Source organism: Pseudomonas sp. NEEL19 (assembly GCF_028751975.1).
GTDB lineage: Bacteria > Pseudomonadota > Gammaproteobacteria > Pseudomonadales > Pseudomonadaceae > Aquipseudomonas > Aquipseudomonas juntendi.
In genome coordinates this window covers 4889619-4909777 of record NZ_CP081491.1, presented here as the reverse complement: position 1 = coordinate 4909777, position 20159 = coordinate 4889619, and the positions used below count along the sequence as shown (strand labels likewise).

General features: G+C 63.9%; 19 protein-coding genes and 2 pseudogenes. 6 read left to right on the top strand and 15 right to left on the bottom strand.

The window, feature by feature from the left end; genetic code table 11:
* The first annotated feature begins 50 nt into the window (after positions 1–50).
* The 3 genes from K4A76_RS21830 (at position 51) to K4A76_RS21820 (ending at position 2649) form a co-directional block, all read left to right on the top strand.
* A complete protein-coding gene (locus K4A76_RS21830) occupies positions 51–848 on the top strand; it encodes a transporter substrate-binding domain-containing protein (RefSeq protein WP_033690660.1) in 798 nt (265 codons plus the stop codon).
* A 111-nt stretch (positions 849–959) separates the two neighbouring features.
* Entirely contained in the window at positions 960–1922 is a 963-nt protein-coding gene (locus K4A76_RS21825) for an amino acid ABC transporter permease (protein ID WP_009684299.1), read from the top strand.
* On the top strand, positions 1915–2649 hold the full coding sequence (locus K4A76_RS21820; protein WP_110677437.1) for an amino acid ABC transporter ATP-binding protein: 735 nt from the start codon (positions 1915–1917) through the stop codon (positions 2647–2649). Before K4A76_RS21825 ends, K4A76_RS21820 begins: the two co-directional genes overlap by 8 nt.
* Positions 2650–2771: 122 nt before the next feature.
* Here the strand turns inward: K4A76_RS21820 and K4A76_RS24000 are convergent, their stop codons facing one another.
* The 13 genes and pseudogenes from K4A76_RS24000 to ubiE all read right to left on the bottom strand — a co-directional run bounded on the left by K4A76_RS24000 (position 2772) and on the right by ubiE (position 12940).
* Positions 2772–3476 carry a methyl-accepting chemotaxis protein gene (locus K4A76_RS24000; RefSeq protein WP_370691346.1) on the bottom strand — a complete coding sequence of 235 codons (705 nt, stop codon included), beginning with the start codon at positions 3474–3476 and terminating at the stop codon, positions 2772–2774.
* Positions 3477–3674: 198 nt separating this feature from the next.
* A pseudogene (locus K4A76_RS23995) lies at positions 3675–4715 on the bottom strand (methyl-accepting chemotaxis protein); the annotation flags it as partial.
* 192 nt (positions 4716–4907) lie between these two features.
* On the bottom strand, positions 4908–5612 hold the full coding sequence (locus K4A76_RS23990; RefSeq protein ID WP_443218429.1) for a methyl-accepting chemotaxis protein: 705 nt from the start codon (positions 5610–5612) through the stop codon (positions 4908–4910).
* Positions 5613–5810: 198 nt separating this feature from the next.
* A pseudogene (locus K4A76_RS23985) lies at positions 5811–6707 on the bottom strand (methyl-accepting chemotaxis protein); the annotation flags it as partial.
* Between the two features lie 217 nt (positions 6708–6924).
* Complete coding sequence (locus tag K4A76_RS21805) at positions 6925–7632, bottom strand: 16S rRNA (uracil(1498)-N(3))-methyltransferase (protein ID WP_054912124.1); 708 nt, start codon at positions 7630–7632, stop codon at positions 6925–6927.
* The gene (tatC, locus tag K4A76_RS21800) at positions 7629–8417 is read right to left on the bottom strand and encodes a twin-arginine translocase subunit TatC (protein ID WP_009684304.1); all 789 of its coding nucleotides are present in this window, start codon (positions 8415–8417) and stop codon (positions 7629–7631) included. The genes K4A76_RS21805 and tatC overlap by 4 nt, the downstream gene beginning before the upstream one ends.
* Complete coding sequence (gene tatB / locus K4A76_RS21795) at positions 8414–8791, bottom strand: Sec-independent protein translocase protein TatB (RefSeq protein WP_110677441.1); 378 nt, start codon at positions 8789–8791, stop codon at positions 8414–8416. Before tatB ends, tatC begins: the two co-directional genes overlap by 4 nt.
* Before the next feature lie 3 nt (positions 8792–8794).
* Positions 8795–9067, bottom strand: coding sequence for a twin-arginine translocase TatA/TatE family subunit (locus tag K4A76_RS21790; protein WP_029886370.1), 273 nt, complete (start codon positions 9065–9067; stop codon positions 8795–8797).
* Positions 9068–9128: 61 nt separating this feature from the next.
* Positions 9129–9464 (bottom strand): phosphoribosyl-ATP diphosphatase, encoded by a 336-nt coding sequence (locus K4A76_RS21785; protein WP_009684306.1) that lies wholly within the window; start codon positions 9462–9464, stop codon positions 9129–9131.
* A 1-nt stretch (position 9465) separates the two neighbouring features.
* Positions 9466–9858 (bottom strand): phosphoribosyl-AMP cyclohydrolase, encoded by a 393-nt coding sequence (hisI, locus tag K4A76_RS21780; RefSeq protein WP_003249284.1) that lies wholly within the window; start codon positions 9856–9858, stop codon positions 9466–9468.
* A 72-nt stretch (positions 9859–9930) separates the two neighbouring features.
* On the bottom strand, positions 9931–11550 hold the full coding sequence (gene ubiB, locus K4A76_RS21775) for a ubiquinone biosynthesis regulatory protein kinase UbiB (protein WP_029886369.1): 1620 nt from the start codon (positions 11548–11550) through the stop codon (positions 9931–9933).
* A complete protein-coding gene (locus K4A76_RS21770; RefSeq protein WP_274411123.1) occupies positions 11547–12170 on the bottom strand; it encodes a ubiquinone biosynthesis accessory factor UbiJ in 624 nt (207 codons plus the stop codon). The genes ubiB and K4A76_RS21770 overlap by 4 nt, the downstream gene beginning before the upstream one ends.
* Complete coding sequence (gene ubiE / locus K4A76_RS21765; protein WP_009682367.1) at positions 12170–12940, bottom strand: bifunctional demethylmenaquinone methyltransferase/2-methoxy-6-polyprenyl-1,4-benzoquinol methylase UbiE; 771 nt, start codon at positions 12938–12940, stop codon at positions 12170–12172. The genes K4A76_RS21770 and ubiE overlap by 1 nt, the downstream gene beginning before the upstream one ends.
* Before the next feature lie 124 nt (positions 12941–13064).
* Here ubiE and K4A76_RS21760 point away from each other — a divergent pair, with 124 nt between their 5' ends.
* A complete protein-coding gene (locus K4A76_RS21760) occupies positions 13065–13340 on the top strand; it encodes a polyhydroxyalkanoic acid system family protein (protein ID WP_009682366.1) in 276 nt (91 codons plus the stop codon).
* Between the two features lie 12 nt (positions 13341–13352).
* Here the strand turns inward: K4A76_RS21760 and K4A76_RS21755 are convergent, their stop codons facing one another.
* Complete coding sequence (locus tag K4A76_RS21755) at positions 13353–18041, bottom strand: DUF6543 domain-containing protein (protein WP_274411122.1); 4689 nt, start codon at positions 18039–18041, stop codon at positions 13353–13355.
* A 177-nt stretch (positions 18042–18218) separates the two neighbouring features.
* On the opposite strand from K4A76_RS21755, the gene K4A76_RS21750 reads away from it, so the two are divergent.
* Together K4A76_RS21750 and K4A76_RS21745 are read left to right on the top strand one after the other, a co-directional pair.
* Positions 18219–18638: a phasin family protein gene (locus K4A76_RS21750; RefSeq protein WP_009682364.1), complete on the top strand. Its 420-nt coding sequence runs from the start codon at positions 18219–18221 to the stop codon at positions 18636–18638.
* 10 nt (positions 18639–18648) lie between these two features.
* On the top strand, positions 18649–19428 hold the full coding sequence (locus K4A76_RS21745; protein WP_125855071.1) for a phasin family protein: 780 nt from the start codon (positions 18649–18651) through the stop codon (positions 19426–19428).
* Positions 19429–19539: 111 nt separating this feature from the next.
* Here K4A76_RS21745 and K4A76_RS21740 read toward each other — a convergent pair whose 3' ends face one another.
* Positions 19540–20154 carry a TetR/AcrR family transcriptional regulator gene (locus K4A76_RS21740; protein ID WP_029886365.1) on the bottom strand — a complete coding sequence of 205 codons (615 nt, stop codon included), beginning with the start codon at positions 20152–20154 and terminating at the stop codon, positions 19540–19542.
* Positions 20155–20159 lie beyond the last annotated feature (5 nt).

The window sequence follows — 20159 nt, the reverse complement described above, 5'->3', positions numbered from 1 at the left end:
TGCCAACACAATAAGATTCGCTACTTTTCTTGCTAGGGGACTTGGTGATGATCAAGAAATACCTTTCGCGACTGCTGGTCGGTGTCACCGCCCTGGTCGCCGTGACAGCGGCGCAGGCCGGCGCCATCGATGATGCGGTCAAGCGCGGCACCTTGCGGGTGGGCATGGACCCGACCTACATGCCGTTCCAGATGACCAACAAGCGTGGCGAGATCATCGGCTTCGAGGTCGATATCCTCAAAGCCATGGCCAAGTCGATGGGCGTCAAGTTCGAGGCGGTGTCCACCGCTTACGACGGCATCATCCCGGCGCTGTTGACCGGCAAGTTCGACATGATCGGCAGCGGCATGACCCTTACCCAGGAACGCAACCTGCGCCTGAACTTCAGCGAACCCTTCATCGTGGTTGGCCAGACCCTGCTGATCCGCAAGGAACTGGCAGGCGAGATCAAGTCGTACAAGGACCTGAACAACGAGAAGTACCGCCTCACCTCCAAGCTTGGCACCACCGGCGAAATGGTTTCCAAGAAGCTGATCGGCAAAGCCAAGTACCATGGCTATGACAACGAGCAGGAAGCCGTGATGGATGTGGTCAACGGCAAGGCTGACGCTTTTGTCTACGACGCGCCCTATAACGTGGTGGCGGTGGACAAGGCCGGTGCCGGCAAGCTGTTGTTCCTCGAAGAACCCTTCACCTACGAGCCGCTGGCCTTCGGCCTGAAGAAAGGCGACTACGACAGCATCAACTTCATCAACAATTTCCTGCACCAGATCAAGCACGACGGGACCTACGATCGTATTCACGACAAGTGGTTCAAGAACAAGGACTGGCTGAAGGAAATGGAATAAAAGCTGGCTTCAAGCCGCAAGCTTCAAGCTGCAAGAACAAGCGGGTCGGTGTACGGTCCGCTTGTGCTTGCAGCTTGGAGCTTGCGGCTTGACGCTTTCTGGAGTACCCACGTGATCAAACACAAGAAAGCCCAGTGGCCCTGGCACGGGCTGACCGCGCTGGTCCTGGTGGGCCTGGCGTTCAGCCTGTACATGGCCACCTCGATGATTTCCTACGAGTGGCGCTGGAACCGCGTTCCGCAGTACTTCGCCTACAAGGCCGAGGAAACCCAGCGTGCAGCCGATTACGGCACCGTGCAGGGAATCGTCATTTCCGGCGATAACGCCCGCGTGACGCTGAAGGACGAAAGCGGCGCCGAGCAGGTGCTGGATGTGGACGCGGACAGCCTGCAACTGAGCCGCGGCGACGATGTTGCCGAGGGCGACCAGATCGGTGTGACCCGCCACTGGGCCGCCGGGCCGCTGGCCTGGGGCCTGTGGACCACGCTATGGATCTCGGTCGTGTCCGGCGCCTTGGGCCTGGTGATCGGCCTGTTCGCCGGCCTGTGCCGGTTGTCGACCAACCCGACCCTGCGCGACCTGTCGACGGTGTACGTCGAACTGGTGCGTGGCACCCCGTTGCTGGTGCAGATATTCATCTTCTACTTCTTCATCGGTACGGTGCTCAACCTGTCCCGCGAATTTGCCGGGGTGGCTGCACTGGCGTTGTTCACGGGCGCCTACGTGGCAGAAATCGTGCGGGCCGGGGTGCAGTCGATCGCCAAAGGCCAGAACGAAGCTGCGCGCTCGCTGGGCCTGAACGCCGGCCAGTCGATGCGCCACGTGATCCTGCCCCAGGCTTTCAAACGCGTACTGCCGCCCTTGGCCGGCCAGTTCATCAGCCTGGTCAAGGACACCTCGCTGGTGTCGGTGATCGCCATTACCGAACTGACCAAGAGCGGCCGCGAGGCCATTACCACCTCGTTCTCCACCTTCGAGATCTGGTTCTGCGTGGCAGGCCTGTACCTGCTGATCAACCTGCCGCTGTCGCACATTGCCAGCCGGCTCGAGCGGAGGCTTGCGCAAAGTGATTGAAGTCCGTGACCTGCTGAAAGTTTTCGACACCCGCGGCCAGGTGGTCCGGGCTGTGGATAACGTCACCACCCAGGTGGCCAAGGGCGAAGTGGTGGTGGTACTGGGCCCGTCGGGCTCGGGCAAATCCACCTTCCTGCGTTGCCTTAACGGGCTGGAGCACTTCGACCAGGGCCATGTCGCCATCGACGGCCTGCAACTGGCTGACCCGAAGACCGACATCAACGCTTACCGCCGCGAAGTCGGCATGGTGTTCCAGCATTTCAACCTGTTCCCGCACATGACCGTGCTGGAAAACCTGTGCCTGGCGCAGAAGGTGGTGCGCAAGCGCAACAAGGCGGACCGCGAGGCCAAGGCCCGGGCGTTGCTGGAGAAGGTCGGTATTGCACAGAAGGCCAACGAATACCCGTCACGGCTTTCCGGCGGTCAGCAGCAGCGTGTAGCGATTGCCCGCGCCTTGTGCATGGAGCCCAAGGTCATGCTGTTCGATGAACCGACTTCTGCGCTGGACCCTGAAATGGTCGGCGAGGTGCTGGACGTGATGAAGACCCTGGCCCAGGAAGGCATGACCATGGTCTGCGTCACCCACGAAATGGGCTTTGCCCGCGAAGTGGCTGACCGGGTGCTGTTCTTCGATCACGGCAAGCTGCTGGAAGACTCGGCGCCAGCCGCGTTCTTCGCTGCACCGAAAGACCCGCGCGCGCAGGCCTTCCTGCGTCAGGTGCTTTAACCTGCGCCGGCCTCTTCGCGGCTGAAGCCGCTCCTACACGCAACGTGGTCGGTGTAGGAGCGGCTTTAGCCGCGAACACCGGCAATGCCGGTGCCATCCACTGCGATGTCTGCGTCGCGGCGTCAGATATTGAACCGCCCGACCATCCCCCGCAGCTGCTGCCCCAGCTGTTCCAGCTCGCCGCTCGACATCGCTGTCTGCTCACTGGCCGCACTGGTCTGGTCCGACACATCCCGCACATTCAGCACGCTCCGGTTGATCTGCTCGGCCACCACGCTCTGTTCTTCGCTGGCCGTGGCGATCTGCTGGTTCATGCCCTGGATGTTCGACACCGTGTTGGTGATCTGGCCCAAGGCATCGCCGGCCCTGCGGCTCAGCTCCACACTTTGTTCGGTCAGCTGCTTGCTGTTGTCCAGCAAGCGGGTGACCTCGTCGGTGCCGCTGTGCAGGCTGTCGATCAACTGGCCGATCTCTTCGGTTGCCGTGGAGGTGCGCTGGGCCAGGCCGCGTACCTCGTCGGCCACCACGGCGAAACCGCGCCCGGCTTCACCGGCCCGCGCCGCTTCGATGGCGGCGTTCAGGGCCAGCAGGTTGGTCTGCTCGGAGACCGACTTGATGACATCGAGAATGCTGCCAATCCGCTGGCTTTCGCCCGCCAGGTGATGCATGGCCGCCAGGCAATGGTCCATCTGCCCGGCCAGTTGCTCGATGCGGCCGATGGCTTCGGCCACCACCTGGTCGCCCACCTGAGCCTGCTGGTCGGCGCTGGTGGCGGCCTGCGAGGCCTGCTCGGCGTTTTGTGCCACTTCCTGAACCGTGGCGCTCATCTGGTTCATGGCGGTGGCAACCTGATCGGTTTCCTCGCGCTGCTGGTTGATGCGCAGCTTGGTGTCTTCGCTGCTGGTCGCCAGCTGCGAGGCCGCCTGCGACAGCTGGCCGACGCCCTGGTCGATGCCCCCGATCAGTTCGCGCAGGCTCAAGGTCATCTCCCGCATGCTGGTCTGCAACTGGCCCATTTCGTCACGGCGCTGCACGGTGTCGACTTGGCTCAGGTCGCCCTTGGCGATGCGCGCCGCCAATGCCAGGGTCTGGCGCAAGGGCTGGGTAATCTGCAAGGTGATCAGCCAGGCAGCCAGGGCTCCCGCCACCAATGCCAGTAAGGCAACGCTGGTGAGCAGCGAGCGGGCGGCCAGGGCTTCGCGGTCACGTTGCTCGATCTTGCGTTTACCCAGTTCCAGGCTGAGCGCGCGCAACTCGTTGCCCATTCGCTCCATGTTGTTCTGCAATTGCTCGACCCGCACGGCGGCGCGCCGGTATTGGTCCAGGCTGGCGCGGTATTTGGCCAGCTCGACACCGGGCTGTTCGCTGACAGCGCGTGGCAGGCCAAGCGGCGCCAGGCCTTTGAGCAGTTGCTCGAGGCTGGCCTGGGCTGCGTCCAGGGCGCTGTCGCCGACTTTGGCAAAGTCCTCGACCGGGACGAACGTGTAGGCGGGTACCAGGCTTTGCTGGTTGGCACCGTCCACTTGCCGGCTGAGGGTGTCCATTTGCGCCAGGGCACCATTTTGCTGGCTGTGGGCCGGCATGTTCAGCAACGCCTGGGTCTGCAGCTCGTCGATGGCATCGTTGAGCTTCTGCTCCTGCTCCTGCATTGCCTGGCGCAAGGCCACCCGGTTGGCGACGGTGCGCTGCAACTCGGTGAAGTCATCGCGCAGGCGCTGCAGCAGGGTCAGCTTATCGGTCAGCATCTGGCGCGACTCATCGACGTTGCTACGCTGCTGCAGGGTGCTGAGCATGCTGTTGAGCTGGTCGAGGATGTTGCCGATAGTGGCCTTGCTGGCGTCGTCGTTGAGCACGCGGAAGGTGATGCGCTCTGCGCGCAGGTCTTTGGTCAGGTCGTTGATCCGGCCGATTTCGCTGAGCTGTTGCGAGCGGACGATGGCGTCGTCCAACGCACGCCAGCCGCTGATGGTGGTGGCCAGGGTAAGCAGCAGGACCACAGCGAAGCCGAGGGCCAGCTTGGCAGCCACGCTGATGTTGCCGAGCTTGCGGTTGAGGTAGCCGAGCATGGTGAGTCTCCGTGCGAAAGGGGGAGGGCATGCAGGCGTATTGCCGGCATGACACCTTTGCCCATCGGCAGCGGAGCTGTAGGACTTGACCTGATAATCAGGTAGGAAATTTCGCTGCGGCTAGTAGGAAATGTGTCGCCTGTGCCTGGCCGCTCCGCGCCGAACTGACGCGAAGAGGCCAGGCACACCCGATCAGAGCCTGAAGCGCCCCACCAACCCTTGCAAATGGGTGCCCAGCCGCGCCAGCTCCACGCTGGAGCTGGCCGTCTCCTCACTGGCCGCCGAGGTCTGGTCGGAAATGTCCCGCACATTCATCACGCTGCGGTTGATCTCTTCGGCCACGGCAGTTTGCTCTTCTGCCGCGGTGGCGATCTGCTGGTTCATCGCCTGGATCGACGACACGGTACGGGTGATGGTTTCCAGCGAGCTGCCGGCGCGGCGGGTCAGCTCGACGCTGCTGTCAGTCAGTTGGCGGCTGCTGTCCATCACGCTGGCCACCCGCTGGGTTCCGCTTTGCAAGCCGGCAATCAGTTCTTCGATTTCTTCGGTCGACTGCTGGGTGCGCTGGGCCAGGCTGCGCACCTCGTCGGCCACCACGGCAAAGCCGCGCCCGGCTTCGCCTGCACGGGCAGCCTCAATCGCTGCGTTGAGCGCCAGCAAGTTGGTCTGTTGAGCCACCGACTTGATCACGTCGAGCACGCTGCCGATCTTGTCGCTCTCGGCCTTGAGCTGGTTCATGGCTTCGCTGGAGTTGATCACTTCGCCGGCCAGGCGCTCGATCTGCGCCACCGCTTCGCCCACCACCCGGTCACCTTCACGGGCCTGCTGGTCGGCCATCAAGGCCGCTTCCGAGGCTTGCTCGGCATTGCGTGCCACGTCGTGCACGGTCGCCGTCATCTGGTTCATGGCAGTCGCCACCTGATCGGTCTCGACCTTCTGGTTGTTGACCCCGGCGCTGGTCTGCTCGGTCACCGCCGACAGTTGCTCGGCCGCACTGGCGATCTGCGTTACCCCATCGCCGATGCCACCGATCAGCTCGCGCAAGCCTTGGGTCATGCGCTGCATGCTGGCTTGCAACTGGCCCAGCTCGTCACGGCGGTCTACCGGCAGGTTGTGGCTGAGGTCGCCGCTGGCTACCCGCTCGGCGGCGCTCAGGGTCTGGCGCAGGGGCACGACGATCTGCCGGGTAATCGCCCAGGCTGCCAGCAGGCCAAGGGCCAGCGCCAGCACGGTGGCGATCAGCAGCAGGGTCTTGGCCTGGGCGGCAGCGCTATCCCGTACGGCGGTCTGGGAGGTGGTCATCGCCTCGCTGGTCTGCAGCAGCGCGGCGCCGAGCTCGACCATGCGTTGCAAGGCTTGATCGCTGGCAGTCTGGGCTGCGCCGAACTGGTTGACCGCATCCCGGTAGCCGCCCATGGCAGTGGTAGCGTCGTCCAGGCTGGCGGCATAGTCGGCCGGTACCTTGGCCGGCAGCGCGCGCAGTTCGAGCAAGGCCTGGTCGATGGCTTTGAAGGCGGTTTGCTGGTACTCGGCATTGCCGCTGTAGGTATAACCGCGTACCTGGAAGCGGGCTTGCTGCAGCAGGGCGTTGACCTCCACGGCGGACTGGTATTGGCTTATGTCGCCGCCCTGGCGCAGGCGCTGTTGCACCCGGTTCAGCAGTTCCACGGCCTTGTCGGCGCTATCGCCGAGCACTGCGCGGCTTGCCTCGCGGCGTTGGCCGGCCTGTTTCAGCTCGCCCAAGGCCTGCTGGTAGCCGCGCACGGCCTCGCGCTGCTGCTCCAGGCGCTGGTGGTCGGCGGGCTGCTCGATCTGGCCGAGCATCACTTGCACCTGGCGGTCCAGCGTAGCCAGGGCTTTTTCCACGTCTGCGATCGAGGCATCGTCACGCTCGCGTTGATAACGCTGGCGGGCGATACGCAGTTCCTGAGTGTGCTGCTGAATGACCGAGATGTTCCCCAGCTTGTCGCCACGGCCGATGATGCTGTCCATGCCGTGCCAGCCGGTCAGGGTGATGGCCACGGTCAATAGCAGGACCAGGCCGAAACCCATTCCCAGTTTGCGGTTCACGCTCATATTGCCCAGCGATTGGGCTAACCATTGATACATGTAGACTCCCGGTCGGCTTGGCAGCACGAAACTTTGTTGTGTTGCCAAGGCCATCGGCCCGGGAAGGGGAAACTTGATGGGCGATTAGGTGGCGTTTGCGTCAGAAAATGCGCGAAAGCAGCGCAGTGACGGCCGTTTCGACGCGCAGAATGCGCTCACCCAGCTGCACGGGCGCCAGGCCTGCCTTGCCCAGCAGGTCGATTTCGTAAGGAATCCAGCCACCTTCGGGGCCGATGGCCAGGGTCACGGGCTGGTCCACGGCGCGCGGGCAAGCAGGGTACGGGCCGGGGTGACCGACCAGGCCCAGGGTACCAGCAGCGATCGCGGGCAGGCGGTCTTCGACGAACGGCTTGAAGCGCTTCTCGATGATCACCTCGGGCAGTACCGTATCGCGGGCCTGTTCCAGGCCGAGGATCAGGTTGTCCCGAATGTTTTCCGGCTGCAGGAACGGCGTTTGCCAGAAGCTTTTTTCGACCTTGTAGCTGTTCAGCAGGATCAACCGCGGTACACCCAGGGTAGCCACGGTCTGGAACAGCCGGCGCAGCATCTTCGGGCGGGGTACAGCCAGCACCAGGGTCAGCGGCAGTTTGGCCGGCGGTTGCTGGTCGAAGGCCACCTCCAGCTCGGCCTGGTGCGGTGCCAGGCGCAGCACCGTGGCCTTGCCCATCAAGCCGTTGACGCGGCCCACCCGCAGCTGGTCGCCGACCGCCACGCGGTGGATTTCCTGCATGTGGGTGAAGCGCCGGTCAGCCAGCACCACGCGGTCGGCCGAAACGAAGTCGGCCTGTTCAAGCAGCAGCAGGTTCACGGTTGAGTCGCTGGTGGCTGGTCGTTGGAATCGTCGGCAGTTTCGTCGTGGGCACTGCGCTTGCGCACCAGGCTGCCGCACAGCACGCCGACTTCGAACAACAACCACATGGGTACGGCCAGCAGGGTCTGCGAGAAGATGTCCGGTGGCGTGAGGATCATGCCGACCACGAAGCAGCCGATGATCACGTAAGGGCGGATCTTCTTCAGGTACTTCACGTCGACCACGCCGATCCACACCAGCAGCACCACCGCCACCGGGATCTCGAAGGCCACGCCAAAGGCGAAGAACAACGTCATCACGAAATCGAGGTAGTTGGCGATGTCGGTCATCATGGCCACGCCTGCCGGGGTGGCTGCCGCGAAGAACTTGAACATCAGCGGGAACACCAGGAAATAGGCGAACGCCATACCGGCATAGAACAGCAGGATGCTCGACACCAGCAGCGGGATCGCGATGCGCTTTTCGTGGCGGTACAGCCCCGGCGCGATGAAGCCCCAGATCTGCTGGAGGATGAAGGGGATGGCCAGGAACAGCGACACGATCATGGTCAGCTTGAACGGCGTGAGGAACGGCGAGGCCACGTCGGTGGCGATCATCGTTGCATTGGCCGGCAAGTGATCACGCAGGGGGGCGGAGACCAGGGTGTAGATCTGCTGGGCGAAGGAGAACAGCCCGGCAAAGATCAGGAAAATGACCGCAACGCAGCGCAGCAGGCGGGTGCGCAGTTCGGTCAGGTGCGAAACCAGCGGCATTGGCTGGTCGTGTTCCGGATTCTCGCTCATGGGGCTCGCGGCGGTTGAGGCGGTTCAGTGGTTGTGCCCGGGGTGGCCGGTGTTTCCACTGGCTTGGCTGCGACCCCGGCGGGTGGCTGCACGGTGGCGGTGGTCACGGGCGGCTGTGCCGGTGGCGTCAGCGGGTTGAGGATGCGCTTGGCTTCCTCTTCCATCTGCAGGATGTGCTCGTTGTGCAGCTGGCGGCGGATGTCGTCGGCGCCGATTTCACGCTCCACTTCCATCTTGATGCTGTTGAAGCTGCGCTTGAGCCGCCCGATCCACAAACCTGCGGTGCGGGCGGCGCCTGGCAGGCGCTCGGGGCCGAGCACCAGCAGGGCGACCAGGCCGACGAGCAGCAGCTCGCTGAAACTGATGCCGAACATGGGTCAGTCTTTCCGCTGTGGCTCTTGGACCGGCTGTGCCTGGCCCTCGATGGTGTGGCCTGGCTGTGGCTGGGCGGTGTTCTGCACTGGCGGCACAGGCTGGGCAGGCGGCGGGGTTTGCTCGGCCGGCTTGTGCTCTTCATCGTTCATGGCCTTGCGGAAGCCCTTGATCGACTCGCCCAGGTCACTGCCGAAGTTCTTCAGCTTCTTTGTGCCGAATACCAGCACCACGACCACCAGCAGGACGATCCAGTGTTTCCAGTCAAAGATACCCATTTCGTACTCCTGAAAAATGTCAGTGAAGCTTCAGGGGCGCCCGGCGCCCCCCGCAAATGCATCAGGCAGAAGGCGTTCGCGCAGCCTTCTCATCATGCCCGGACAGCCCGAAGCGGCGCTCCAGTTCGTCCAGCACCGCTTGCGGATGCTGGCCCAGCGCGCTGAGCATTACCAGGCTATGAAACCACAGGTCGGCGGTTTCGTAGATGACATCGCTGTAATCCTTGCTGTGCGCGGCGTCCTTGGCGGCGATGATGGTTTCGACCGACTCTTCGCCGAGCTTTTCAAGAATCTTGTTCAGGCCCTTGTGGTACAGGCTGGCCACATAGGAGCTGTCGGGCGCCGCTTGCTTGCGTTCTTCAAGCACGGCGGCCAGGCGGTTGAGGGTGTCGCTCATGTCAGTGTCCTGCGCTGTAGATGGCATCCGGGTCCTTGAGGACCGGGTCGACGATTTTCCACTGGCCGTCTTCGTAGACGCGATAGAAGCAGCTTTCCCGGCCGGTATGGCAGGCGATATGGCCCAGTTGCTCGACCATCAGGATGATGACGTCGGCGTCGCAGTCCAGGCGCAGTTCATGCAGCTTCTGCACATGCCCGGACTCTTCGCCCTTGCGCCACAGCTTGCCACGCGAGCGCGACCAGTAGATGGCGCGTTGCTCGGCGGCCGTGAGCGCCAGCGATTCGCGGTTCATCCAGGCCATCATCAGCACCCGTCCGGTCTTGTGGTCCTGGGCGATCGCTGGCACCAGGCCATCGCTGTTCCACTTGATCTCGTCCAGCCAGTCTTTCATCGTCGACTCCAAAGCGAGCCCGCTCCTGTACCGGGCCATTTGCGCTAGTGTGCCAGCCACAGGCGCGGCTGGCTATTGGCGCACGATCAGGTAAAGGCCGGCGGCCAGCATCAGCCAGGCGGGCCAGGCTGCAGGCGCGGCCAGGCTGGCGGCCTCGGCAGCACCCGCGGCCAGTACCGCGCCCCCGCCCAGCAGGCCGGCCCCGAGCAGGCGCAGCGCCCAGCGGTCGCCCTTGCGGCGCTCTGGCAGTTGCGGATCATGCAAATGCGGTTGCGACAGGCGTTCGAGCAGGTCGCGGGTCATACCGGCCAGGTGCGGCAACTGCTCGACCTGGCTGTGCAGGTTGCCGAACATGGCCTTGGGGCTGTAGCGCTCGCGCATCCAGCGTTCCAGGTAGGGCTTGGCGGTACTCCACAGGTCCAGGTCGGGGTACAGCTGGCGGCCGAGGCCTTCGATGTTGAGCAAAGTTTTTTGCAGCAGAACCAACTGCGGCTGCACTTCCATGTTGAAGCGCCGTGCGGTCTGGAACAGGCGCATCAGCACCTGGCCGAAGGAAATATCCTTTAACGGTTTTTCGAAGATCGGTTCGCACACGGTGCGGATCGCGGCTTCGAATTCGTTGACCTTGGTATGCGCCGGGACCCAGCCCGAATCGATGTGCAGCTCGGCCACACGCCGGTAGTCGCGCTTGAAGAAGGCAAACAGGTTGCGCGCCAGGTAGTCCTGGTCTTCGGCGGTGAGGCTGCCGACGATCCCGCAGTCGATGGCGATGTATTGCGGGCTCCACGGTTTGACCGTGCTGACGAAGATGTTGCCCGGGTGCATGTCGGCATGGAAGAAACTGTCGCGGAACACCTGGGTGAAGAACACCTCCACACCCCGTTCGGCCAGCAGCTTCATGTCGGTGCGCTGGTCGGCCAGGGTAGCCATGTCGGTCACGGGTACGCCATAGATGCGCTCCATGACCAGCACCTTGGGGCGGCACAGGTCCCAGTACACCTGGGGCACGTACATCAGCTCGGACCCTTCGAAGTTACGCCGCAGCTGGCTGGCATTGGCCGCTTCGCGCAGCAGGTCGAGTTCGTCGTAGATGGTTTTTTCGTAGTCGCCGACGATGTCCACCGGGTGCAGGCGGCGGGCATCGGCCGAGGCGCGCTCGGCGGCCTTGGCAATCAGGAACAGCCAGGCCAGGTCCTGGGCGATGACCGGCTTGAGGCCGGGGCGTACCACCTTGACCACCACCTCTTCGCCCGTTTTCAGGCGCGCGGCGTGCACCTGGGCGACCGAGGCCGAGGCCAGCGGCTCGACGTCGAAGCGGCTGAACAGCTCGCCCACCTTGGCACCCAGTTGCGCTTCGATCAACGCCACGGCGTGTTTCGGGTCGAATGGCGGCACGCGGTCCTGCAGCAGCATCAGTTCGTCGGCGATGTCGGGGGGCAGCAGGTCGCGGCGGGTGGACAGTAACTGGCCGAACTTGATGAAGATCGGCCCCAGGTCCTGCAGCGCCAGGCGCAGACGTGCGCCACGGTTGAGCTCGGACGGCTTGCGTGGCAGCCAGCGCCACGGCATCAGCAGGCGCAGGCTGGCCAGCCACCAGGGCAGCAGGGGTTGATCGAACAGCAGGTCATCCAGGCGGTAGCGGATGACCACACGCTGAATGCGGAAAAGGCGGCGGACGGCGAGCAGCTTCATGCGTTATCGCTGGAATCAAGGGATCGGGAAAGGCGCTTGAGGCGCGCCTCAAGGCGTTCAGTGTCGAGTTTCAGGGCATCGAGTTCGCTGAAGGCAGCCTCGGCTTCGCGCTTGCCGACCAGCGTGCGCGACTCTTCGGCCAGGTATTCGGACAAATTCTGGCTGAAGCGCGCCAGGCCCTGGCGGGTCCAGCGCGCGCGCAGGCGGATATGGCCGGCCAGCAGGGCCGTGGCCACCGGGCCGAGCCAGCGTTGCAACTCGTGCTCCCAGTCCAGTTCCAGGTCCTGCAGCACACCGAACAGGTCGAGCAGCACGGCGCTGTCGCCGTGCAGTTCGACCTGTGGGCTGTGCAACACGCCAGTCTTGTCCTTGGCCATGGCCAGTTGCGCCAGGCTGCCGGCCGGGGCGCGCAGGCTGCAGTCGACCTCGCCTTCCCAGTGGACGGCGAGCATCAGGCCCTCTTCATCGGGCAGGATGAACACCTGCAAGGCCGGTTGGCGGCAGTCTATCTCGATGACCTTGCCCGCCAGCGCGCCCAGCCGCGGCAGGGCCGTGCTGTCCATGCGCAGGACGCGGTTCAGGCCCTGTTCGACACTGGCGAGCAGCCCGGCCAGCAGCATCAGGGCTTGATTCCCCGGTGTACGGCAACAATGCCGCTGGTCATGTTGTGGTAGGTGACGCGGTCGAAGCCGGCCTCGACCATCATGCTTTTCAGGGTTTCCTGGTCGGGATGCATGCGGATCGACTCGGCGAGGTAACGGTAGCTTTCGGAGTCGTTGGTGATCAGCTTGCCGGCCAGTGGCATGAAGGCGAACGAGTAGGCATCGTAGGCCTTGGACATGAGCTTGTTGGTCGGCTTGGAGAACTCCAGGATCAGCAAGCGGCCGCCAGGCTTGAGTACACGCAGCATCGAGCGGATGGCTGCATCCTTGTGGGTGACGTTGCGCAGGCCGAAGGCGATGGTCACGCAATCGAAGTGGTTGTCTGGGAACGGCAGCTTTTCCGCGTCGGCCTGCACGAATTCGATGTTGCCGGCCACGCCGCGGTCCAGCAGGCGGTCACGGCCAACCTTGAGCATCGAGTCGTTGATGTCGGCCAGTACCACTTGCCCGGTCGGGCCGACCAGGCGCGAGAACTTGGCGGCAAGGTCGCCGGTACCACCGGCGATGTCCAGCACGCGGTTGCCGCTGCGCACACCCGAGAGCTCGATGGTGAAGCGCTTCCACAGGCGGTGCATGCCGCCGGAGAGCACGTCGTTCATCAGGTCGTACTTGGCAGCTACCGAATGGAATACCTCGGCAACTTTCTTGGCTTTCTGGCTTTCAGGGACGTCCTGGTAGCCGAAATGGGTGGTGGGTTCGGCGTGGTCGCCTTTGCGCTGGTCGTTCATATCGCTTCACCGGAAAAAATTACCGCCATTCTAGGGCGAACGGGCGGATTTGTCTTGGCAGGGTGTGCCTGTGGCCGGGGGCGGGCATAATGCCGATTATGTCTACATCTTCAGGAACACCCGCATGACCCAGATCAGCGTCGAACGCAAACACTCCCTCGGCCGTGACGCCGCCCGTGCCAAGGCCCAGGCGCTGGTCGACAAGCTCAGCCGCGAGTACGACCTCCAGGCCACCTGGAACGGTGACCGGGTCGATGTGGCCCGCAGCGGCGCGAAGGGTAGCGTGCAGATCGGCGAAGACAGCATCCGCGTGGAGCTGAAACTGGGCATGATGCTGTCGATGATGAGCGGCACCATCAAGGGCGAGATCGAGCGGGCGCTGGACAAGGCACTGGCCTGACGCCCGCTTTATTCAGCTGGCGGGGAACGGGATCAGGCCTTCGATCTGGTCCAGACGCAGGTCACCCCGGTACACCTGGCAACGCTCCGCCGAAGCCTGTGCCCGTTGCAAGCGTTCGTCGCGGCCCATGGCCTCCGGGAACTTCAAATGGCCTTTGGCAAAGCGCCGGGCATTGGCGGTGGCGGTGGTGTAGTGAAAGTGCGCCTCCCAGAGCTTCTGCCTGGGTTGCAGGCGATAGATGTCGTACACATCCAGAAAGTCATTGGCCTTGAGCTGTTTGCGCGCCCTGTTCGGGGTGATTTCGACCTCGCGGGCCTCTACCAGAAAGCGCAGGGCTTTGCTGTCCGGGTAGCGGGTGCCAAGGTAGGCGCTGGTCAAGAGGCGCTGCTTTTCAGCGCGCACTTCGGTAATGGCCTGTTCGATCCTGCTGGCCAGGGGTTGCTCCCGGTCGGGGCCGCTGCGCAGGTTACCGGCGATTTCCGCCAGGTCCTGCAAGTAGAAATCCAGCAGGTCGGCCAGGCTGTTGGGCCCATCCAGGTGGCGCGCGGCGTGGTTGAGCCTGGCCGCCTGCTGGCTCAGCAGATCATTGCCGATGCGCCGCAGGCGCGCGTAGTCAGGGGCCGGCGTGGCGGGGGCAATGGTGTCCCAGTGATCGCCTTGCTGCTGGTAGCGTGCAACCGTTTGCTGGGTCATCGGGTCGATCTGCACGGTTTCGCCGGCCTCCCCGGTTTCCTCCACCACCAGCGACCTGCCTCGCGCCGTGCGGATCACCTTGCGTCGGACGGCCCGCACCCTGTGGGTCAGCGGTTGCTCGGGTACTGCATCCTGGCGATCGGTCGCGGCCGCCAGGTTGGCCATGTCATCCTCGCCCAGGCTTATCAGTATATTGAGCTCGGCGATGTAGGCCTGGAGTTGGCTGCTGTCCATCGCAGGCATGTTGCGTGAAAGCAGGTATTGGGCATTGCTCAGGGCCAGCTTGTATTCGCGAACGGCGCTCTCCAGGGGCGCCTTTTGCTGTTCGGGCGTCAGGCCGGCGGCAGCCAGGCTGTCGTGGCTCAGCAGTGCCTCGTGGAAATGCTTGCTGCGCAGGGTTTGCTGGGCGAGCAGGGTACTTTCGAAATCGTCTGCGCTGAGCCGGTCTCTGCGGACGACGAGTTGATGCAGGTCACTGATGATCTGGGCGCGGGTAATGAGGGTCGAGTACTGCCGGGTGCTGATGATGCCGTCGAGCTTCTTGCGTTTGCCGGGGAACTGGATCTGCCCATCTTGCAAGGCCTCGGCGAGATTCTGGTCCAGGCGTTGGCTGACGCAGAGGATACGCCTGTGCACAGCCAGTGCGGCTTCGATGTTCTTGCTGTAGTCCAGGTACAGCTCTGCCTGCTCCTGGCCGAACGGCAGTTGCACCAGGCGACGGGACTGGCTCTTGAGCACCTCGTAGTCATTCATGTCGAGCAGGCGGCGGAACTGCTGCAGGTCAGTTTGCAGCAACTGCTCCCACCATTGGCCACGGACAAATGAAGCGGTGGCTTGCGGGTCGAACCTGAGGTACTTCGGTTCGCCCATGCGGGTGTAGAGTTGTATCTGCTCCCTGATCAGCGTGGCCTGTTTCTCATAGGTGAGTGCCAACACATCGAGGTTGGCGCGCGTCTCCTGGCGAAGCGCCTGCAGGGCGCGCAGGCGCTCCTGCAGGTGCTCCGGCAAATTGTCGAGCGAAGCGCCGGGGTGCTCATCGAGCGACTTCAGGAATGCCTCGAGTGCCTGGTCGTAGGGTTCCACCCGCTTCAGGTAGACACCGATGAAGGTTTCCGTGTTGTTGAGCTTTTGATCATTGGCGACACGGGTCGCCAGCAGGGTGTTGAATGCCTCGGTTTTTTCGTTGATCAGTGCTCGGGCGCTTTTCGGCATGCCCCCGGCAAGGTGCAGGTCCAGCATCCATTCACCGTTCCAGCGTTTCAGCCAAGGGCCACGGCTGCGTTCGCGGCTGGGGAGGTAATAGCCGTCAGGCTCCGCCCCCCATGACTGCGACCATTCGCTCTGGCTCAGCGGCGGCCCCATGATGCGCATGCCGCTCCAGCTCTCGACCACTTCGTAAGGCACGTTCTGCAACTGCACGTAGTAGCGCCCATCCAGTGCATACAAACCGCGCATGCGCCCGCTGGCCACCGGTTGCAGCCCACTCAGGCTGACCGCGGCGCGCAGGCGTTCGAGGGCGGCGCGGGCGTCGCGCGGCAGGTTGCCGAGCCGTTGGTCATGGCCCCATTGGCTGACATTCAGCGCTGTCGGCTGGGCTGGCTCGGCGAGGGCTGTCCAGGTTTGCTGTTCCGGTAACCGATCGGCCAGCACGGCCGGCGCCCGACGCGGCGGGGCCTGATATGCGGGTTCCGGCGGTGTGCGGGCAATGGCAGGGCCGTGGGCCAGCAGCATGGCCAGGTTCAGCAGGATATCTGCGCCAGCGAGCCATTTTTCCTGGTCGCTGCCGGCGGTCAACGCGTTGAGGTCATGCCGGATGCCGAGCAGGGCGGTCACCAGCCAGGCCAGCATGCCTGCCGCGCCACGCAGCAGCGGCGTGACCGTATTGAACGCCACCCAGGCGAACTGCTCGACCAGCGCCCAGCGCAGTTGTTGGTTGGACACGCTCTGCCGTGAGGCCAGCAACAGCAGAACCTCGGCCCGGGCTTGGTAAATACGGCTGTCCAGGTCGTCGGCCCAGGGGCTGAAAGCCAGTGTGACCGGCACCCTCAGGCGCTCGATGGCAAGCCCCACCAAGGCAGCCCCGGGCGCCAGCAGATGGGCCACCTCGGCCAGCCCGGAATGCAGGTGGGGGTGAACAAAGCCGCCATCGGCGTAAATGGGGCGGGCGTCGTCATCCAGCCAGATGAGGATGTCCTGCTGCAGGGCGTGTTCGGTTCGGATGCAGGTGATCAGTTGTTGGCGGCTGTCGAACTGCCTGATGGGCTGCCGGGTGTGCATCGGCCGGTACAGTAGCCAGGCCCCGGTGGTGGGTACTTCGATGACGAACATGCCATGCACCGGGTTGCTCTTCGGGCCGCCGGGCACGCTGTTGAATGCCAGCGGCGCCAGCTTCAGCGTGCCGCTGGCATGGGGTTGCCGCCGGCAAAAATCGGCGATGACCTGCCAGGTGCGCTCGTCCAGCTGGGCCATGATCTTGGCCTGCAGCGCGCTCAGCAGCAGGCTTGTGCGCCATTCTTCGGCAAAGCGTTGGCGCCGTTGGTCGGCGTCGTTGCCACGTTGCAACTGGTCGTGAACGAATAGCGGGTACTGGCCGCCGATATCCACGCTGTCGACCAGGGCGGCGACGTAATCGAGGTTCATCCAGCTATCCAGTGGCTGCTGGTCGGCGCGTTGGATCGCCGCTGCGACCTGCTCGCCGCCTGGCGGCAGCCGGGTGATGGCCAGTTCTGTCAGGCTGATGGTTCTCAGGTACTCAAGCCGCGCCGGGCCGGTGGAGGAAACCTGCACCACCTGGGCAAGGCTGATCAGCAGCTGATCAGGGTCGTACGGGACCTGCGCAGGGTGGTCATTGCGCATGTGTTCCCGCAAGCGGCGAACCGCGTACTGCTGCAGGTCCTCGATGCCGTCCAGGGACGAACCACCCTGGGCCAGCATCTGCCTGGCCGACAGCGCCAGCAACGCCGTGTGGTACTCGAAGCGATCAGTCAGGCTGGCGTTGCCGAGCCAGTCCGGAAACCCTATGGCCGGGGTCGATGGCTGAAGCACAAAACTTGCCGGGAATACCCATGAAGGGTCGCTGAGGGTGTAGAAGCGCTCATCCAGGTCGCTAGCCTGGTCGCCTGGGCGAAGCTGCAGCCGATCGATTCTTTGCAGCAGGCCATTGAGCAGTTGCCGGGCCTGATAGGCGAACGGGTCCTCGCGCAAGGGCGTGCAGGCCCAGGACATAGAGTCGAACGCATGCTGCTCGCCGAGCGCTTCGCGCAGGGCCCGGGAAAAAGCAGCCAGATCATCGAAGCTGCGCACGGTGCCCGAAGGCTGGCACCACAGAATGAGCTCACGGGTACCTTGCCTGCCCGTGACCAGCAGGTCCGGCAGCACCCATTGCAGGGTGTCCCCAGGGCTGGCAAGGGAAACCTGCAGCGCTTGCACCTGTGCCGCGGCGTGGCTTTGGGCCAGCAGCGGGTACAGCAGGGCTTTCTGGTCATGGTCCAGGCCCTGGCGCTCAAGCGTACCGAGCAGGGCGGCCTTGAGCACTTGCTGCAGCCATTGCAGGCGGGTCACGTCCGAGTCTTTCTCGCAGCCATTCCAGAAGCTGACCTGCGCCCGCTGGAAGGTCTCGCTGAGGGTAGAAAGCATGTTGTCGAAGTCGGTGTTCAGGTCTTCCATGCGCAGGTCGATGGCCGGGGCGCTGTCTTGCGGGCGAAAGACCAGCGGTGGGTTCAGGCTCAGCTGGTCGGTCGGCTGCAGCGCCATGGGCTGGCCATTGAAAAAATGTGTCAGCAGGGTATCGACCAGCTGGCCTGACGCTGTCGGCGGCTGCCCATTCACCCCGCGCAGGATGCTGAAGCCCTGGATCGATTGCAGCTGTGGGTGCTGGCTGCGCGTCCACGGGTAGCGTGCCGCGATGACCTCGAAGCCTGCGCGGGCGATGACTTCGCGCAAGCGCGGGCGATTGGCGAACTGGGTGGCTACAAGCTGCCTGAACGAGAGGGGCGATGACGATGGCATGGCAGGAGGCTCCGGTTGAAGGGAGCCGAATGCTGGAGCAGCAGGCTGCTGCGTCTGTGGTAGATAAAGCAGTGCGCCGATCTTAGGGTGAAGATTCTAATTCCTGCCTCTACCTTATGCTCAAGCCCACCCTCCATGGGCGGTTCCTCCTCCACTCATGAGCATGAGGTACAGAGCATGGCCAAAGTGAATGTGAAGAAAAAGGCGGACGCGCCGGGCACGCTGGGTGAGGTGCGGGGTTACGCACGCAAGATCTGGCTGGCGGGCATCGGCGCCTATGCGCGTGTCGGCCACGAAGGCGCCGACTATTTCCAGGCGCTGGTCAAGGCCGGCGAAGGTGTCGAGAAGCGGGGCAAGAAGCGCATCGATAAAGAGCTGGACGCCGCCAACCAGCAGATCGATGACGCCGCCCAGGAAGTGAGCCGCGTACGTGGCAAGGTAGAAATTCAACTCGACAAGATCGAAAAAGCTTTCGACGCACGGGTAGGGCGCGCCTTGAATCGCCTTGGCATACCGTCTAAACATGACGTTGAGGCGCTGTCGATCAAGCTTGAACAGCTGCACGAGCTGCTTGAGCGCGTCGCGCACAAACCATAAGGAGAGCAGGATGGCTGGCAAGAAGAATACCGACAAAGCAGGCAGCTCCTGGGTCGGCGGGATCGAAAAGTACTCCCGCAAGATCTGGCTGGCGGGGCTGGGTATCTATTCGAAGATCGACCAGGACGGCCCCAAGCTTTTCGACTCGCTGGTGAAAGATGGCGAGAAGGCCGAAAAGCAGGCCAAGAAGAGCGCCGAAGATGTGGCCGAAAGCGCCAAGTCTTCGACCACTTCGCGGGTGTCTGGCGTGAAGGACCGGGCGCTGGGCAAGTGGAGCGAACTCGAAGAGGCTTTCGATAAACGTCTGAACAGCGCCATCTCGCGCCTGGGTGTACCGAGCCGCAACGAAATCAAGGCCCTGCACCAACAGGTAGACAGCCTGACCAAGCAGATCGAGAAGCTGACCGGTGCCTCGGTGGCGCCGGTTTCGTCGCGTGGGGCCGCAGCCAAGCCGGCAGCCAGCAAGGCGGCAGCCAAGCCACTGGCCAAGGCGGCAGCGGCCAAACCCGCAGCCAAAACCGCTGCGGCGAAACCTGCAGCCAAGGCGGCCGCGGCAAAACCTGCGGCTGCCAAACCTGCAAGCAAGGCGGCAGCAGCGAAACCCGCCGCCAAGCCTGCGGCAAAGCCGGCAGCAGCCAAACCGGCAGCAGCCAGGAAGCCTGCAGCGAAGAAAGCACCGGCCAAGCCGGCGGCCAGCGCTGCACCTGCCGCAACCGATGCCCCGGCCCCGGCTGCAGCCCCGGCCAGCAACACGCCGTCGGCGGCCAACGGGACCGGTACCCTGATCTGATACCGCAACGCCCTCTTCGCGGGTGGCCCCGCGCCTACAGGTTCAGCACAACCCTGTAGGCGCGGGTTCACCCGCGAATGCGTTGGCGGCAGCAGCACAGCCCCTGCAGGGCTAGTCCTCCAGATACTTCATCGCCAACTGCTCGGCTGCCCCCCGGGCCTGAGCCTGCAGGTGCGGCGCCACCAGCATCATCACCTGGTACACCACGATTCCCACGTCCCCTTCGCGCCCCAGCACCCGCTGGTAATCCAGCGAGAACAGCAGCGTCAGGGTGATCTGTTCCACCAGTTGCCCCAAGGCCTGGGTGTCACTCTGTACCAGGCCCTGGCCCTTGAGGCTGGCCAGCAGTGCCGCCAGCGTGCGCTTCAGGGCGTTGATCAGGCTGCGCATGCCGCGGGCCAGCTTGGGCAGGCGCCCAGTCAGGTTCGACAGGTCCTGGAACAGAAACCGGTACTGCGCCATGTGCTCGACGATCAGGTGCAGGAACAGCCAGTAGTCCTCGGCATCCAGGCGCACTTCCAGCGGCGGGTCCAGCAGCGGCATCAGCGCTTCCTCGAAGCGCTCGAACAACCCCAGTACCAGGGGCTCCTTGCCGTGGAAGTGGTAGTAGAGGTTGCCCGGGCTGATACCCAGCTCGTTGGCAATCTCCAGGGTCGATACGTTCGGCTCGCCCTGCTGGTTGAACAGCTGCAGGGCGCACTCAAGGATACGATCGCGGGTTTTCATCCGGT